Source organism: Myxococcus xanthus (genome assembly GCF_013116825.1).
Classification (GTDB): domain Bacteria; phylum Myxococcota; class Myxococcia; order Myxococcales; family Myxococcaceae; genus Myxococcus; species Myxococcus xanthus_B.
In genome coordinates this window covers 1-15,612 of record NZ_JABFNS010000177.1, presented here as the reverse complement: position 1 = coordinate 15,612, position 15,612 = coordinate 1, and the positions used below count along the sequence as shown (strand labels likewise).

The window sequence follows — 15,612 nt, the reverse complement described above, 5'->3', positions numbered from 1 at the left end:
GGGTGGCGGCGGGGGCCAGCGCGCTCCAGCCCATGCTGGACGCCAGCGTGGGCCATTCGGACCTGGCCTACGCCTTCATTCGAGACTCGGCCGGCAACGTGGTGGCCCACACCTTCCCGGACGGCTTCCCGGACGCGCTGAAGGAGGCGGTCGCCACCGCGGGCGCGGGCTCGGTGTTGGAGGTGGACGCTGGGGGCCTCCGCCTGCGCGCCATGGACGTGGTGGCGCCGGTGGCCGGTGGCCGCCTGGGCTCGGTGCACGTGGGCGTGTCCCGAGACCACGTCGACGAACTGGTGTCCGCGCTGCGCGTGCGGATGGTGGGCTTCGCGGCGCTGCTGGTGGCCCTGGGCGTGGCGGTGTCCGCGCTGTTCGGCCGCAGCATCGTCGGCCCGCTGAAGAGCCTGACGGAGGTGGCCGGCCACATCGTGGAGTCCGGCGATTTGACGCGCCCCATCCAGGTGAAGAGCGGTGATGAGGTGGGCCGGCTGGCCAGCTCCTTCTCGCAGATGGTGGAGCGGCTGCGCGAGGTGACGCTCAACCTCCAGCAGGCGGCCGTGGCGCTCACCCAGTCCACCGAGCACCTGAATTCGTCGTCCACCGAGCAGGCGCAGACCATCTCCCGGCAGGCCGCGGCGCTGCAGGAGACGCAGGTGACGGCGCAGGAAATCAAGCAGACCTCCATGCTGGCCGCGCAGAAGGCGGAGAGCGTGCTGTCGGTGGCCGAGCGCGCCGACGCGCTGGCCAAGTCCGGCGAGGCCTCCATCGAGCTCACCATGGCGGGGCTCAACGACATCCGCGTCCAGGTGGGGGAGATTGCCCAGAAAATCGTCGAGCTGGGCGAGCGCACGCAGCAGATTGGGGGCATCACCCAGACGGTGAAGGATTTGGCGGACCAGTCCAACATGCTGGCGCTCAACGCCGCCATCGAGTCCGTCCGCTCCGGCGAGCACGGCAAGGGCTTCGGCGTGGTGGCGCGCGAAATCCGCGCCCTGGCGGACCAGTCCATCGAAGCCACCACGCGCGTGCGCGAGCTGCTGGACGACATCGCCAACCAGGTGACGTTGGCGGTGCGAATCACGGAGCGCGGCGCCGAGCGCATGGAGTCGGGCCTGGCCCAGGTGCGCACCAGCGGGCAGAACCTGCGTGAGCTGTCCTCCATCGTCCAGGACAACGCCGCCGCCGTCCGGCAGATTGCCGCCGCCGTCAGCCAGCAGAACGTGGGCATCAACCAAATCACCCTGGCGGTGAATGACTTGTCCAAGATGATGGATGAGACGGTGGCCCGCATCGGCTCCACCGGCGAGGCCGCCACCACGCTGCAAATCATCTCCGAGCAGCTCTCCAGCGCGGTGAAGAGCTACCGCGTCGAGTAGTCGCTCGCCCGCTGTCACGGGCGGACAGACGAAGGCCCCGGCTCCCTGGGAAGGGGACCGGGGCCTTGTCCTGTCCGCGGCCAGCGCGGGCAGGGGAACTAAGCCACCTCGGCGGTGGCGGGCTCCGTGCGCAGCTTGAGGCTGTCGTCCACCACGTCGTAGTGGGCGGTGCCGCCATGCTTCAGGTCCCCGAAGAGGAGCGCCTGGGCGAGCGGCTTCTTCAGCGAGTTGTCCACCAGCCGGGCCATGGGCCGCGCGCCGAAGGCCGGGTCATAGCCGTGCTCGGCCAGCCACGCGCGGGCGGCGGGCGTCAGCGCCAGCTTCACCTTCTTCTCGTCCAGCATCTTCTGGAGCAGGCGCACTTCCTTGTCCACGACCTTGAGGATGACCTCGGGCGGCAGGCCGGAGAAGAGAATCCACCCGTCCAGGCGGTTGCGGAACTCCGGCGTGAAGGTGCGCTCAATCGCCTTCTTCGCGCGGGTGGAGTCCACCGGCTTCGCGATGTCCCCGAAGCCAATGGCCTTGGTGCTCATCTCCTGGGCGCCCGCGTTGGTGGTGAGGATGAGGACGATGTTGCGGAAGTCGGCCTTGCGGCCGTTGTTGTCCGTCAGCGTCGCGTGGTCCATCACCTGGAGCAGGATGTTGAAGAGGTCCGGGTGGGCCTTCTCGATTTCATCCAGCACCACCACCGCGTAGGGGTGCTTGCGCACGGCGTCCGTGAGCAGGCCGCCCTGGTCGAAGCCGACGTAGCCCGGCGGCGCGCCGATGAGCCGGCTCACCGTGTGCTTCTCCGAGTACTCGCTCATGTCGTAGCGCAGGAATTCCACGCCCAGCGACTGCGCCAACTGCTTGGCCAGCTCCGTCTTGCCCACGCCCGTGGGGCCGGAGAAGAGGAACGAGCCAATGGGCTTCTCCGGCGCGCGCAGTCCGGAGCGGGCCAGCATGATGGCGCTGACCAGGTCCTTGATGGCTGAGTCCTGTCCGTAGATGACGCCCTGGAGCTCCTTCTCCAGATTCTGGAGCTGCACGCCCTCGCTGGCGGATACGCTCTTGGCGGGGATGCGCGCCATCTTCGCGACGACGGCCTCCACGTCCGCGCCGGTGACGGTGTTGGAGCGCTGGCCCTCCGGCTTGAGCCGCTCGGCCGAGCCCGTCTCGTCGATGACGTCGATGGCCTTGTCCGGCAGGAACCGGTCATTGATGTGCTTGGCGGACAGCTCCGCCGCCGCGCGGATGGCCTCGGGCTGGTACTTCACCCCGTGGTGCTCCTCGTAGCGGCTCTTCAGCCCCTCCAGGATGAGGATGGTGTCCTCGACGGAGGGTTCGCCCACCTCAATCTTCTGGAAGCGGCGGGACAGGGCCCGGTCCCGCTCGAAGGCGGACTTGTACTCCTGGTACGTCGTCGAGCCGATGCAGCGCAGCCGCCCGCTGGCCAGCGCGGGCTTGAGCAGGTTGGACGCGTCCATGGAGCCGCCACTGGTGGCGCCCGCGCCGACGATGGTGTGGATTTCGTCGATGAAGAGGATGGCGTTCGGCTGCTCCTTCAGGGCCTTGAGCACGCCCTTGAGCCGCTCCTCGAACTGGCCGCGGAACTTGGTGCCCGCGAGCAGCGCGCCCATGTCCAGCGAGTAGACGATGGCGTCCTTCAGCACCTCCGGCACGCGGCCTTCGTGGATGTGCAGCGCCAGCCCTTCGGCGATGGCCGTCTTGCCCACGCCCGCCTCACCCACGTAGAGCGGGTTGTTCTTCCGGCGGCGGCAGAGCACCTGGATGGTGCGCTCCAGCTCCTTCTCGCGGCCGATGAGCGGGTCGATGCGCCCCTCCTTGGCCTCGATGTTGAGCTGCACCGTGTAGGCCTCGAGCGGGCTCTTCTTCGAGGACTCGCCCTCGTCGTCGTCGCCCGCGGGGGCGGCGTGGCCGGCGCTCTCCTCGCCCTCTCCTTCACCCTCGCCGTCCTTGGTGACACCGTGGGAGATGTAGTTGAGCAAATCCAACCGGGTGACGCCCTCCTGCTGGAGCAGGTAGAGCGCGTGGCTCTCGTCCTCGCGGAAGAGGGCCACCAGCACGTCCCCACCGTCGATGAGCTTCTGCTCGGCGGACAGCGCGTGCATGGCGGCGCGGTGGAGGACCCGCTCCACGCCGATGGTCTGCTGCGGCTCGGCGTCCACGCCCTCCGGCAGGCGCTCAACCGTCTCCTCCAGGAAGGAGACCAGGCGCTCCTGGAGTTGCTTCACGTTGGCGCCGCACCCCTTGAGGACTTCACGCGTGCGCGCGTCCCGGGTGAGCGCCAGGAGCAGGTGTTCCAGCGTCAGGTACTCGTGGCGCATCTTCCGCGCCTCGTCCAGGGCGGTGCGGAAGCTGGCCTGCAATTCTTTGGCAATCAGCGGTCCTGCCACGTTTCAACCTTCCTCGGGTTCCATGGAGAGTCGCAGCGGCATGTCGTTCTCCTGCGCCGCGGCCTCCACCGTCTGAATCTTCGTTTCGGCGACGTCGTACGTATAGACGCCGGCTACCCCGACACCGTTGTAATGAACGTGCAGCATGATCTGCACGGCATCCGTCTCCGACTTGTGGAAGACCTCCTTGAGCACGGCCACGACGAACTCCCGGGTCGTGTAGTTGTCGTTGTGCAGGAGCACCTTGTAGAGCGGCGGTTTCTTGAGCTTCTGCTTGGGGGCGGACTCCGTGATGACGGAGGTGTCGTGCTCATGCTTCTGCGCCATAAGTCGTTCGGACTCCCTTTGCTGAACGGGCGGGGGATTTTCAGTCCCCCTCCTTGAAACCAGTCTCCGCCCGCCACTGGGGCAGGCTTCCTTCGACGGCTGCCCGCTCGTGGGCCAGGAAGCCGCGCACGGCCCTGTCCATGCCCGGGTGGAGGAGCAGGTGCGCACTGTACGTGAGGCGCGGCTCGAATCCCCGGGTGAGCTTGTGCTCTCCCCCCGCGCCCGGTTCGAAGCGCTCCAGCCCGGAGGTGATGCCCTCCGAGATGGGGTGGTACAGGCAGACGTTGAAGTGAAGGAAGGGGTGCTCCTCGAAGCAGCCCCAGTAACGGCCATAGAGAACGTTGGCACCGGTGAAGTTGAACGCACCGGCCACCAGCCGGCCTTCCCGGCGGGCCTCCACCCACTCGCAGCGGTGCCGGAAGCGGGCGAGCATGCGAGCGAAGAAGTCCGGGGTGAGGAAGCGCTGGCCCCATGGATACTTGTCCACCGTGGTGGCGTACAGGCGGTAGACGGCGTCCGCGTCCGCGTCCGCCAGCGCATCCCCGCGCAGGGTGCGGACCTCGATGCCGTGCTCGGTCAGGGCCCGCAGCTCCCGGCGCAGCTGGTTGCGGCGCTTGGCGTGGAAGCGGGCGAGGAAGTCCTCCAGCGTCCGGTAGCCCCGGTTGCGCCAGTGGTACTGCACGCCCAGCCGCACGGCGAAGCCCTGGGCCACCAGGACGGGCAGCTCCTCCTCCGTGGGGAAGAGGACGTGGATGCCGGACAGGCGCTCGGCGCGGGCGAACTCCTGGGCGGCGGCGTACAGCTCCGCCTCGCGCGCGGCGCGGTCCTCGCCTGGGGCCACCAGCACGCGGCGCCCGGTGGCGGGGGTGAAGGGGACGGCGAGCACGAGCTTCGGGTAGTAGCACAGGCCCGCGCGCTCGGCGGCGGTGGCCCACGGGCTGTCGAAGACGAACTCCCCGTCGCTGTCGTCCTTGAGATAGGCGGGCGCGGCGGCCACCAGGCGCGAGCCGCGCCAGAGCGTCAGGTGCCGGGGGTGCCAGCCCCGCGCAGGCACCGCGGCGCCGCATTCTTCCAGCGCGGTGAGGAAGGTCCACTCCAGGAAGGGCGTGGCCTGGGCGTCCACCAGCGCATCCCACGTGGCCCGGGGGACGTCGGCGAGGGAGCGCAGGATTCGCAGCGTGGTGGGGAGCGGTGTCGACATCGTCGGGGCCTGGGCCAGGGCGAGCCTATAACGATGCGTACCCACTGCTGCCACGGCTGTCCGGGCGCTACTTCCCGCGAGTCAGCTCCGCGGCGAGGAAGCGTCCGGCTTCCGCCAGTCCTTCCTCCCCCCGGCGGCGTCCCTCGTCCGATTCCATGACCCGCCGCGCGGCGTCACCCGCGGTGCCTACCTCCAGGTCCACCAGGATGAAGAAGGCGCTGAGCGCCGGACCCACGGGGGCGATGCGTCCCGGCCGCAGGGGCCGCTCACTCAAGGTGGCGGCCACCTTCTCCACCAGCCCGTCGTCGGTGAGCCGCTTCGCCTTGCCGCGCATGGCGGTCCACGTGGCATCCAGCAACGTGGGCAGCATCCGTCCGGAGAGCGCACTGGACAGCCGCTGTGCTGCTTCTTCCTCGTCGATGTGGTGGGCCTGCGCGTAGGTGGGGACGAGCTTCGCCACCACCACGGCGCGGGTGGCGAGATGGGCGAGTCTGGGCGGGTAGGACACGCGGGGCTCCTGGGTGGGGCTGGCGGGCTACCAGCGCACGAACAGACGGTACCCCCCGCTGCTGCGCTCCTCCACGGAGATTCGAGGCCGGGCGTTGGCCATCTCCAACAGCCCCTCCAGGCACCCCGCCATCAGCTCGGGCCGGTTGTAGCGGTCCGACAGGGAGAGGCGGCGTCCGCGCTCGCCTTCGGAGGACATCGAGACGTCCACGTCCGAGCGGCCCATCATCGCCAGGTAGCGAGGCACCCGCTCCAGGGCCTGCGCAGGCCCAATCATGGGCAGGGCCACCGCGGCCACGCGGCCTACCAGCGTCTGCGCGAAGCCGAAGACGCCCTGGCGGCCCAACTGCCGGTAGGCGTCCTCGTCACCGAGCTCCGAGTATCGCTCCCGCCGTGCCAGGGCCACCGCCTGCTGCCAGAGCGCAATGGGGTAGTCCAATTCCGGCTTTCGGCTGTCGTACCCCAGCGCCTCCAGTTCCTGGGCCAGCCGGCCCTCCGCCTGGAGACCCCGCACGAAGAACCCTTCGAACACGCTGGCGGGCACGCGGGGCGGGGACGGGGGCATGCCCTCAGTCTACGCTAAATCCACTATGAGTTCATGTGTTTCTGGGATTGCTGGTTTGTGCCGGAGTGAAGGGAGTGGGGGCGAGGGCGATTGCCAGCCCGCGACCCGGGTTGCTATGGGGCCGCGAGCGCCTTAGAGGAGTCGCCAAGGAGATTTGAATGTCGGTGAACATCCAGCTCGAGTGGACCCCGAACCCCAGCACGCTGAAGTACGTGGTGGACCGGCGGTTGTTGGCGGGCGGGGCGGTGAACTTCACGAACCCCGAGGAGGCCCAGGCGAAGTCCCCGTTGGCGCGCAAGCTGATGGACGTGCGCGGCGTCACGGCGGTGATGATTGGCACCAACTTCGTGACGGTGACGAAGGGGGAAGAGGGCGAGTGGGACGAGCTCAATGACGAGGTCATGTCCACGCTGGACACCCACCTGACGGCCAACGAGCCGGTGGTGGACGAGGCGGCGCTGGCGGCGGCTCGCGAGGCGGCGGGCTCGTCCGGTGGTGGCACGGTGGAAGGACGCATCCAGGACATCCTGGACAACGAAATCCGCCCGGCGGTGGCCATGGACGGTGGTGACATCACCCTGGACCGCTTCGAGGACGGCATCGTCTACCTGCACATGAAGGGGGCGTGCGCCGGATGTCCGTCGTCCACGGCGACGCTGAAGATGGGCATCGAGGGACGCCTGCGGGAAATGATTCCCGAGGTCCTCGAGGTGGTGTCCGTCTGAGGCGCAACGTCAAAGCCTCGCAGGTCCGGCGGGAGCTGCTGCCGGACCAGTCCCCCGCGCTGCTGCGCGAGCTGCACCTGCTCACGCGCGAGGGGCACCTCAACGCGGACGCGCTGCGCAAGCTCAAGCAGGTGAACCACCTGATGGGCCTGCTGCGTCCCGCCGTGGAGGATGTCCAGGCGCGCCACCCGAACGCGGTGATGGTGGACGCGGGCAGCGGCAACGCCTACCTGGGCTTCGTCCTCTACGAGCTGTTCCTCAAGGGCGCCGCCAGCGGCACGCTGCTGTCCATTGAAGGCCGGCCGGACCTGACGGAGCGGGCCCAGGGCCGCGCCCAGCGGCTGGGCTTCACGCGGATGCAGTTCCAGACGGCGCACATCGACACGGCGCAGTACCCAGAGCGCATCCACCTGCTGATGGCGCTGCACGCGTGTGACACGGCCACGGATGACGCACTCGTCGCGGCCATCCGCCATGGCGCGGACCACGTCGCGGTGGTGCCGTGCTGCCAGGCGGAGGTGGCCGCGCAGCTCAAGGAGAAGCGCCCCGTCGTGGCCAGCAGCGGCAGCATGTCACTGCTGTACGCGCATGCCTGGCACCGGCGCGAGTTCGGCTCGCACCTGACGAACGTCATCCGCGCGCTGACGCTGGAGGCCTTCGGCTACCAGGTGACGGTGACGGAGCTGACGGGCTGGGAGCACTCGCTGAAGAACGAGCTGATTCTGGGGCGCCGCGTACACCGGGAGAACCGGCGCGCGCGCATGCAACTGGAGCGGCTGTTGGCGGAGACCGGGGTGAATCCCAAGCTGACGCGTGAGCTGGGCGTGAAGCCGGCGGTGTCGTCCGCGGTGGAGACTGTCTCCGCGCCGGAGCCGGCTGCCTCCGAAGATGCCTCCGAGCACGTCGTCGCGCGCTGAGCGCGGCGTCTGCCATGTCAACGCAGCCTGCCACGGCGCGGGTCAGGCCCGATGCGCGCCAGCCGTGCCTGCTCTGCGCGGTGTCACTCCCACCGCGGTGGTGACGGGGCCGCTCGCCTCAACAAGGTCGCCCCGCCCGCGAGGGGGCGTCCCTGGTGGGGCCCTGCTCAGCGTGTCCGGGAACGGTGGCTGCGCGGGGGGGCGGCGCGTTCGGAGCGCTTGCTGTTTGGAAATGTCGGGAGATTTCGTGGCGCAAAACTCCCGACATTTCCGAACAGCGAGGTCGGGAGCTCTCGCCCGGGGCCCGCGCCGCTGGTGCTCCGGGCGTCGCTACGCCCTCGTGCAGCGCGGGCTTGCGGTCGAGATGCGCGAGGTCAGAAGGGCGCCGGCCGCTCCAGCGTGAGGCGCTGCCCCGTGACAGGGTGCTGGAACGACAGGGCCTCCGCATGCAGATGCAATCGGGGACCCGGGTGTCCATAGAGGCGGTCGCCAACGATGGGCGCGCCAAGGCCCAGCGGATGGGCCGCGTGAACGCGCAACTGATGAGTCCTCCCGGTGAGTGGGAAGAGGGCCACCTTCGTGCGTCCGTGGCTGCGTTCAAGTACGTGCCACTCCGTCACCGCGTGCTTGCCGTGCACGGGGTCGTGAATCTGCCGGGGCCGGTCGTCCAGGTCCACGCGCATGGGAAAGTCGATGGTGCCGCGCTCTCCCTGGACGTTGCCTTCGACCCATGCGGTGTAGCGCTTGTGCACCTCACGTCCGGCGAACTGGCGTTGCAAGGACGCGTAGGTGCGCGCGTCCTTCGCCGCGACGAGCAGCCCCGACGTGTCCAGGTCGAGCCGGTGCGCGAGCATCGTCCCCGCTGCTTCCGGAGTTCTCGCGCGCAGCCGGGCCAGCACGGAGTCCTCCACCGAGACGTCCTTCGCGGGCACGGAGAGCAGGCCCTCTGGCTTCTCCACCACCACGAGCCATTCGTCCTCGAAGACGATGTCCAGCCCTCGTGACGGCAGCTCGGGCACCGTGAAGGGCCGGGGCGCGGAGACAGGGAGACCGTCCAGCATGTACGGCAGCAGCGGCCCGCACTTGTCCTTGCAAGCGGGGTAGTACGCGCCAGCGGCCCGGCCTCCCGCGGGAGGAGGAGCACCCCACCAGAACTCGGCGAGCGCGAGCGGACGGAAGCCCTGGGTGAGGGCATGCGCCAGGAGCTTGGGCCCGGCGCAGTCCGCCGCGCCCGATGGGGGCTCGCCTCTGGCGTAGAGGCCGCGCAGGTGCCGGTGTTCTCCGCGAGCATTGGGCACCACGTAGGTGTCGTGCAGGCGCTTCATCAGCGCGCGGCAGACGATGCGCCGCAGTCGCTCCATGGCGCGGAGCCGCCGCTCCATGCGGGCCCGCTGGGGCGCGAGCGCCTGCTGCGCCTCGTCGTGTTCCGCCTCCAGTCTCCGCAGTTCCGCCTTGTCCCCCCGGCTTTCCTGGTCGAGCGCATGCAGCGCCGCTCGCTTCGCCTCCTCACTCAGCGAGTCCGAGGCCATGACGTCCGAGCGCCTCGCATGGCGCTGCTTCTTCCGGGCGTCGTGTGTGGCGCGCAACGCCGCGCGGGCCTCGGTGTGGCGCGCTTGCAACGCGTCGTGCGCGGTCAGGACGGAGGCGCGCTCGGGGGACTGGCGGAAGGCCGCCTCACGGGCCATCAGGCGCTTCACCAGGGCGTCACCCGCGGGCTCCAGCCGCTCGCGCTCGTCACGGGCGAAGAGGGGCGGCGCGAAACCAGGGAGGTCCCATCGCCCGCCAAGCATGCCCGAGAATGCGCGGAGGAATCCGACGCGTCCGTCAGGCGCCTGGACCACGAGGATGCCGAACATCTTTCCACCCTCGGACGTGTCGAGGCACGAGGTTGCAAGTCCAGGCGCGAGATGGCCTGCCCGGAGCTCCCGTTGGAGCCACTCCGCTGCCCGGCGCGCCAGCGCGTGGGGCGCGCCCTCGTCGAAGGGGTATGGGAAGCGCTCGGGGAGTTCGTCCGCGAGGGGCTTCGGCTCGAAGGGCGTGAACCACGTTTCCACAGGCCCGCGTTACCACGGCACGGCGGCGCGGCGCATCCGGATGGGGGCCTTCGTGGGCGCTCCACCGAGGACCCCGCGCCGGCCCCCCGAGTGACAGGGCGGTCATCGTTCCTCAGTCGGGGCCGGCTTGCCCGGCTGTCTCGGACGCGAAGCCGGCGCGCATCGGCGTATCCAGGGGCCTTGCTGTAGCGGGGGGCCTCGAACGCACCGCCTGGGCCTCACGCCACATCCAGCCCCGACAGGAGCAGCCGGCACTTGAGCCCGCCGTTCTTCACCGGAAGGCTTCGCGCACCCGTCAGTCCCAGCGCCTTCACCAGCGCCGCCTCATCCGGAAGGATGACCGCCGCGCGCCACCCCGCGAAGCCCTGGCGCAGCGTGTTCCCCAGGGCCCGGTACAGCGCGGGCAGGTCTTCGGCTTCGCCCACGCGCTTGCCATAGGGCGGATTCGCCACCACCAACCCCGGGCCTTCCACGGGCGCCTTCAGCGTCCGCGCGTCCTGCCGCTCCAGCGCGAGTGTCACCCCCGCGCGCCGGGCATTGCGCCGCGCCGTTCCCAGCGAGCCCGCGTTGATGTCGTAGCCGTGAATCGCCGCTCTTGGCGCGGGCAGCGCGTCCGCCTCCGCGCGCGCCTTGCGGCCGGCCCAGGCCTGGGCATCGAAGGAGGGGAAGGACTCGAAGGCGAAGGCGCGCAGCAGCCCTGGCGCCCGGCGCATGGCCATCCACGCGGCCTCCACCAGGAAGGTGCCCGATCCGCACATCGGGTCCACCAGGGGCTGCGTGCCGTCGTAGCCCGCCAGCCGGAGGATGCCCGCCGCCAGCGTCTCACGCAGGGGCGCGCGGCTCACTTCCTGGCGGTAGCCCCGGCGGTGCAGCGCGTCCCCGCTGGTGTCGGCGCTCACGGTGAACGCGTCGCCATCCACCCGCACCAGCAACGTCAGGCCCGGGCCTCCGCCCTCTTCATCGAGCGGCCCCGCGCGCTCCACCGAGGGCACGTTCCACGCATACGCCGCCGAGGAGAACACCACGTCGGGCCCTGGCACGGGGGAGCGGTTCAGGCTCACCGACAGCTTCGGTGGCGAGCGCCCATCCCAGACGTGAGATAGCTCCAGTTCAGCCAGCCGGTCGGAGAGGGTGTCGGAGTCTCCCGCGCGGAAGTGCCCCAGGCGCAGCAGCACCCGGCTGGCGCAGCGAAGGCGCAGGTTGGCGTCCTGGTGCAGGCCGGCCGGGCCCTCCAACTCCACGCCGCCCTCCACGCGGCGTGGCTTCCATCCCAGCGCGGAGGCTTCTTCCTCCAGGGCGGGCTCCAGGCCGGGGAGGGTGGAGACAAAGAGCTGTTCGTTGGTGCGGGCGCGTGTCACGGGCGCGTCCATTGTCCGCGTCCCGGCGCGCGCCGCAATGCTTCATTCAGGACGCGGGCGCGGAAGGCCGCTCCCAGTCCGGGGCCGGAGCCGCCGCAGCGGAGGTCTCCGCGTAGAAGCCGCGGTACTCGGGCGGCAGCAGCTCCGCCACCCGGCGCATCATCGCATCCACCAGGGCCTGCCGCGGGTCCTCGGCGCCCGCCACCTCGGCCTCCAGCGCCTCCACGCGGAAGGGCGGGCCGAAGCGCACGAAGACGTCGGCCTTGAAGAGGCGCTCGCCGCCCATGTCCGAGTCGTTGATGGGCATCAGCTTCTCCGTGCCCTGCAACGCCACCGGCACCACGGGCACGCCCGCGCGCCTGGCAATCAGCGACAGGCCCTTCTTCGCCTGGGTGAGGCTGCCCGTGCGGCTGCGCGCGCCTTCCGGGAAGATGAGCACCGACTTGCCGGCCTTGAGGGTGTCCAGCGCCCGCCGCATCGCCTCGATGTCGGGTGAGTTGGGCTTGATGGCGATGGTCTCCATCGTCTCCGAGGCCAGGCGCGTCATCACGGTGCTCTTCAGCTTCACCCCGGCCAGGAAGACGACCTTGCGCGGCCGGAAGGCCCGGTCCAGCGTGAAGCCGTCCGCGTTGGACAGGTGGTTGCAGAGAAAGAGGCAGGGTTGGTCCGGGATGTTCTCCCGCCCCAGGACCGTCTCGTTCGCCAGGGTGCCCCAGACGCCGTTCATCAGGGCGCGGACCACCTGCTGGCGGGCGCCTTCTGGCAGCTTCGACATCAGGAAGAAGAGAATGCGCAGCACGTGTCGGTCGCCTCTAGCTCAGGGGGGCAGTCGTCCCAGGCTCTCAACGCTCCACCCGCAGATGTAGTTCCGACAAGTGTCGCGCGTCAGCACCCCTCCTGTCCCGGCGCCTCGCCTGGCGGGCGAGCCGTCGTACAGCCAACGCTCATGTGGGACTGGGGGGCGGGACGGTTTTTCCTTCCCCTCTTCCCACCCTCCATGCGGGTTGGCTATGGGAGGGCGCATGAGTCTGGTCGAAGCCCGCGCGTCGCGCGCCAGGAAGCCCGTGGAATACGAGGTCACCGTCGACCATGTGCGGATGGACACGCACGACACGGCGACGCTGTTCCTGGATTTCGGCGGAGTCCCGCTGGATTACAAGGCCGGGCAGTTCCTCAACATCGACCCGCACCAGTTCCCCGCCTTGGGTCGCCTGTCGGCCTACCTGCAGGAGCAGAAGGGGCGGAAGGAGCCGCAGCGTTCCTACTCGCTCGCCTCCGCGCCGCACGAGCCGCTGGTGGCCATCACCGTGAAGGACGAGGAGTTCATCCCCGGCCTCACCCGCTATCCGCCGCTCTTGTCGCCCTACCTCGTGCACGGCCGGCTCACCGGCGCGCGGATGAAGGTGATGGCCTTCATGGGGCCCTACGTGCTGCCGGACGACGTCGAGGCGCGCACGGAGCACGTCGTCCACCTGGTGGCCGGCTCCGGCGCGGTGCCCAACTTCGCCATCCTCAAGGACGCGCTCCACCGGGGGCTGAAGCTGCGCCACACCTTCCTCTTCTCCAACAAGACGTGGGGGGACGTGCTGTACGGCGAGGAGCTGGCCGCCCTGGAGCGCCAGCACCCGGACCGCGTGCGCGTGGTGCACACGCTCACCCGTGAAACGGACGAGTCGCGCTTCGGCGCCGCCGTGCGGAAGGGCCGCGTCCACCAGTCCCTGCTGGAGGAGCTGATTCAGGACCGGGACACGTGCCTGGTGTACGCCTGCGGCCCGGCGATTACGCCGTGGGACCGGCGCAAGGCGCTGGAGACGCGCACGCCCTCCACGCCGCGCTTCATGGAGACGGTGCTGGGCCACCTCCACGCGCTGGGCATCGAGGACAAGCGCATCAAACGGGAGACATACGGCTAGGCGCTCGCGGCAGCCACAACTCGAAGCGAGCACCGCCGCGAGGCCGGCTGCTGGCGCGCACGCTGCCCTCATGCGCCAGCACCACGCGCCGGACAATGGCCAGCCCCAGCCCCCGTCCGTTGGCGCGGGTGAGGAAGAAGGGCTGGAAGACGCGCTGCGGGTCCACGTCGGGAATGCCGGGCCCTTCGTCCTCCACCACCAGGCGCACACCGCCGTCCGCGGGCTCCACCGTCATCCGTACCTTGCCGCCCGCGGGCGAGGCCTGCACGGCGTTGCGCACCAGGTGCGTCACCGCCAGTTGGAGCAGCGTCTCGTCCCCCTCGAGTGGAGGCGTCTCCGCGGCCTCGTCCACGCTGAAGCGCAGCGTGGGGGCGTCCGGCGGGCCATGCATCTGCCCCAGCGCGCGGCGCACCAGCTCGCCCAATTGCACGGGGCGGGGGCGCGGCTCCAGCGGGCGCACCACGTCCAGCAGGTCCCGGACGATGTCCTCCAGCCGGATGGCCTCTTCCTCCAGCATGCCCACCGCGGCTTGTCCCGTGGGCCCCAGGTGGGCCTCGCGGCGCAGCACCGCCACCGCGTTGAGGATGGCGCCCAGGGGATTGCGCACCTCGTGGGCCACGACGCCCGCGGCCTCGCCCAGCACCTCCAGCCGCTCGCGCGCCACCAGCTCGTCCTGGAGCCGGGACACCTCCTCCAACCGCACGGCGGACATCTGGTGGTGGCGCACGTTCTCCAGCGCGCCGCCCACCAGCTGCGCGAACAGCTCCAGGGTGCTGGCGCCCGCGGGGGTGAGGGCGGGGCCCTGCACGGAGAGCACGCCGAACGGCTGCCCGTCCACGAGGATGGGCGCGTCCAGCCCGCGCATGTCCGGTGGATGCAGCTGGCACACGGGGCTCTCCCCGTTGGCGGAAGGCGGGAAGCGCGCCACGCCGAGCATGTCGTGGTGGAAGGCCGCCTTGCGCCGCTCGAGCACCTCCAGGAAGTGCGGCAGCGCGGCGTTCGGAATGCGCACGTCCGCCAGGGGCATGCCGTAGAGCTGTTCGGCCTCGGCCACGATGAAGGGGTTCTGCCGCAGGGGCCCGTACCGGAAGGCGTCGCCGTCCACGTAGATGACGGACACGGAGAAGCCCTGGCGGTAGATGGCGTCCACGGCCGTCTCCAGCACCGACCGCTCGTCCCGGCAGCGGAGCATCGTCGCGGCGGCCGCCACCAGCGCCTCCGTGAGGCGCCGCACGGAGTCCTCCGCTTCCGCCTCCAGCAGCACCACCACCAGCTCGCCCGGGTGCGCTCCGGGCGCATGCCTCAGGGCCAGCGTGCGCTGGGGACCGTTCGTCGGCTGCACGCGAACCCACACGGGGCCTTCGGGCAGCGGCCCACCACGGACGAGGGACTCATACAGCGGCTCCACCCAGCCGCGCTCCGCGGGGACGAAGCGGCGGATGCTCTCGGCGAGCGACAGGGCTTCCAGCTCCGCCGCCGGAACGCCCAGCAGGGTGGCGAGCGCCGCGTTGACCCGTAGCACCTGTTCACCGCGGATGAGGGCGGTGGGGAGGGGCATCGCTTCGAGCAGCCGGTATTCGGCGGAGGCGGTGGACACGGCGGTCATCCTCTGAGTCCACCGCGCCGTCCGCAAGGGAACTTCAGCGGAGCCGGCGGCGGCGGACGCAATGGGTTTTTCCGCACCCCGTATGGAAGGGCGAGGGGCAACACTCGGAGGGCACGACGATGATCTTCAAGAACCTGATGGACCGCGATGACCTGGAGCTGAAGGCTGTCATGGCCGTGACGGCGGCCTTCGTGATGATGGGCGCCGTCTTCCTGGGGCAGATGCTGTAGCGCCTGGCCTCAGGGCTTCTTCTTCAGCTCCTTGGCGCGAGCCAGATACTGCTGAACGAACTCCTTCTCCTCCGGGCGAAGGTGGCTCAGACGCAACCCGTAGCCGCGCGGGTTCTTTCCGTCCTCCAGCGAATTCTCCCAGATGACGGAGCTGCGGAGCGTCAGCACCCGGGGCGGCTCATCGAAGCGCAAGGTGAGCTCCACCAAGGTCCCCAGCCGCAGCGGCTTGTCCGTGGCGATGAACAGTCCGCCCGATGACAGGTTGATGATGCGGTGGTCGGTGAAGATGCCCGCGTTCTGCAGCGTCACCTTCACGTCCGCGTGGATGCGGTCATCCGAACGCCGCTCCAGGCCGACGAACTCCGCGCTGGAATAGGTGGGCGCCGCCGCGGCCCGGCGCATGGCCGGGGCGGGCGGTGGAGGCGCGGGCGGCGGTGGAG

The 15,612-nt window shown here is 70.1% G+C and carries 14 protein-coding genes; 4 read left to right on the top strand and 10 right to left on the bottom strand.

The window, feature by feature from the left end; all coding sequences use genetic code 11:
* Positions 1-1,373: methyl-accepting chemotaxis protein (locus HNV26_RS33830; protein ID WP_171452957.1), on the top strand; the 1,373-nt coding region annotated here is incomplete at its 5' end.
* Positions 1,374-1,471: 98 nt separating this feature from the next.
* On the opposite strand, the gene clpA is transcribed toward HNV26_RS33830, so the two are convergent.
* The 5 genes from clpA to HNV26_RS33805 form a co-directional block, all read right to left on the bottom strand.
* The gene (gene clpA / locus HNV26_RS33825; RefSeq protein ID WP_171444994.1) at positions 1,472-3,769 is read right to left on the bottom strand and encodes an ATP-dependent Clp protease ATP-binding subunit ClpA; all 2,298 of its coding nucleotides are present in this window, start codon (positions 3,767-3,769) and stop codon (positions 1,472-1,474) included.
* Between the two features lie 3 nt (positions 3,770-3,772).
* A complete protein-coding gene (locus HNV26_RS33820) occupies positions 3,773-4,096 on the bottom strand; it encodes an ATP-dependent Clp protease adaptor ClpS (RefSeq protein WP_011555974.1) in 324 nt (107 codons plus the stop codon).
* A 40-nt stretch (positions 4,097-4,136) separates the two neighbouring features.
* Complete coding sequence (locus HNV26_RS33815; RefSeq protein WP_171444995.1) at positions 4,137-5,297, bottom strand: GNAT family N-acetyltransferase; 1,161 nt, start codon at positions 5,295-5,297, stop codon at positions 4,137-4,139.
* A 67-nt stretch (positions 5,298-5,364) separates the two neighbouring features.
* Positions 5,365-5,805, bottom strand: a complete 441-nt coding sequence (locus HNV26_RS33810; protein ID WP_171444996.1) for a hypothetical protein — start codon at positions 5,803-5,805, stop codon at positions 5,365-5,367.
* Between the two features lie 27 nt (positions 5,806-5,832).
* Complete coding sequence (locus HNV26_RS33805; protein WP_171444997.1) at positions 5,833-6,369, bottom strand: DUF2378 family protein; 537 nt, start codon at positions 6,367-6,369, stop codon at positions 5,833-5,835.
* 158 nt (positions 6,370-6,527) lie between these two features.
* On the opposite strand from HNV26_RS33805, the gene HNV26_RS33800 reads away from it, so the two are divergent.
* Positions 6,528-7,094: a NifU family protein gene (locus HNV26_RS33800; RefSeq protein WP_141594336.1), complete on the top strand. Its 567-nt coding sequence runs from the start codon at positions 6,528-6,530 to the stop codon at positions 7,092-7,094.
* Positions 7,004-8,011: a class I SAM-dependent methyltransferase gene (locus HNV26_RS33795; RefSeq protein WP_171444998.1), complete on the top strand. Its 1,008-nt coding sequence runs from the start codon at positions 7,004-7,006 to the stop codon at positions 8,009-8,011. Before HNV26_RS33800 ends, HNV26_RS33795 begins: the two co-directional genes overlap by 91 nt.
* 374 nt (positions 8,012-8,385) lie before the next feature.
* Here HNV26_RS33795 and HNV26_RS33790 read toward each other — a convergent pair whose 3' ends face one another.
* The 3 genes from HNV26_RS33790 to HNV26_RS33780 all read right to left on the bottom strand — a co-directional run bounded on the left by HNV26_RS33790 (position 8,386) and on the right by HNV26_RS33780 (position 12,222).
* On the bottom strand, positions 8,386-10,065 hold the full coding sequence (locus HNV26_RS33790) for an RluA family pseudouridine synthase (protein ID WP_171444999.1): 1,680 nt from the start codon (positions 10,063-10,065) through the stop codon (positions 8,386-8,388).
* 218 nt (positions 10,066-10,283) lie between these two features.
* The gene (locus HNV26_RS33785) at positions 10,284-11,435 is read right to left on the bottom strand and encodes a THUMP domain-containing class I SAM-dependent RNA methyltransferase (RefSeq protein WP_171445000.1); all 1,152 of its coding nucleotides are present in this window, start codon (positions 11,433-11,435) and stop codon (positions 10,284-10,286) included.
* Positions 11,436-11,469: 34 nt separating this feature from the next.
* Positions 11,470-12,222, bottom strand: coding sequence for a lysophospholipid acyltransferase family protein (locus tag HNV26_RS33780; RefSeq protein WP_171445001.1), 753 nt, complete (start codon positions 12,220-12,222; stop codon positions 11,470-11,472).
* A gap of 223 nt (positions 12,223-12,445) precedes the next feature.
* On the opposite strand from HNV26_RS33780, the gene HNV26_RS33775 reads away from it, so the two are divergent.
* Positions 12,446-13,336 (top strand): ferredoxin reductase domain-containing protein, encoded by an 891-nt coding sequence (locus tag HNV26_RS33775; protein ID WP_171445002.1) that lies wholly within the window; start codon positions 12,446-12,448, stop codon positions 13,334-13,336.
* Here the strand turns inward: HNV26_RS33775 and HNV26_RS33770 are convergent.
* Positions 13,314-14,942: a sensor histidine kinase gene (locus HNV26_RS33770; protein ID WP_171445003.1), complete on the bottom strand. Its 1,629-nt coding sequence runs from the start codon at positions 14,940-14,942 to the stop codon at positions 13,314-13,316. The genes HNV26_RS33775 and HNV26_RS33770 overlap by 23 nt on opposite strands.
* 239 nt (positions 14,943-15,181) lie before the next feature.
* The coding region (locus tag HNV26_RS33765; protein ID WP_171445004.1) for a TIGR02266 family protein at positions 15,182-15,612 on the bottom strand (431 nt) is incomplete at its 5' end.

What these genes read in the sequence shown, in the direction of transcription:
- HNV26_RS33785 (WP_171445000.1), bottom strand. Translation starts at nt 11,435, where the DNA reads ATGGACGCGCCCGTGACACGCGCCCGCACCAACGAACAGCTCTTTGTC.
- HNV26_RS33805 (WP_171444997.1), bottom strand. Translation starts at nt 6,369, where the DNA reads ATGCCCCCGTCCCCGCCCCGCGTGCCCGCCAGCGTGTTCGAAGGGTTC.
- HNV26_RS33815 (WP_171444995.1), bottom strand. Translation starts at nt 5,297, where the DNA reads ATGTCGACACCGCTCCCCACCACGCTGCGAATCCTGCGCTCCCTCGCC.
- HNV26_RS33770 (WP_171445003.1), bottom strand. Translation starts at nt 14,942, where the DNA reads ATGACCGCCGTGTCCACCGCCTCCGCCGAATACCGGCTGCTCGAAGCG.
- HNV26_RS33795 (WP_171444998.1), top strand. Translation starts at nt 7,004, where the DNA reads ATGTCCGTCGTCCACGGCGACGCTGAAGATGGGCATCGAGGGACGCCT.
- HNV26_RS33775 (WP_171445002.1), top strand. Translation starts at nt 12,446, where the DNA reads ATGAGTCTGGTCGAAGCCCGCGCGTCGCGCGCCAGGAAGCCCGTGGAA.
- HNV26_RS33820 (WP_011555974.1), bottom strand. Translation starts at nt 4,096, where the DNA reads ATGGCGCAGAAGCATGAGCACGACACCTCCGTCATCACGGAGTCCGCC.
- HNV26_RS33800 (WP_141594336.1), top strand. Translation starts at nt 6,528, where the DNA reads ATGTCGGTGAACATCCAGCTCGAGTGGACCCCGAACCCCAGCACGCTG.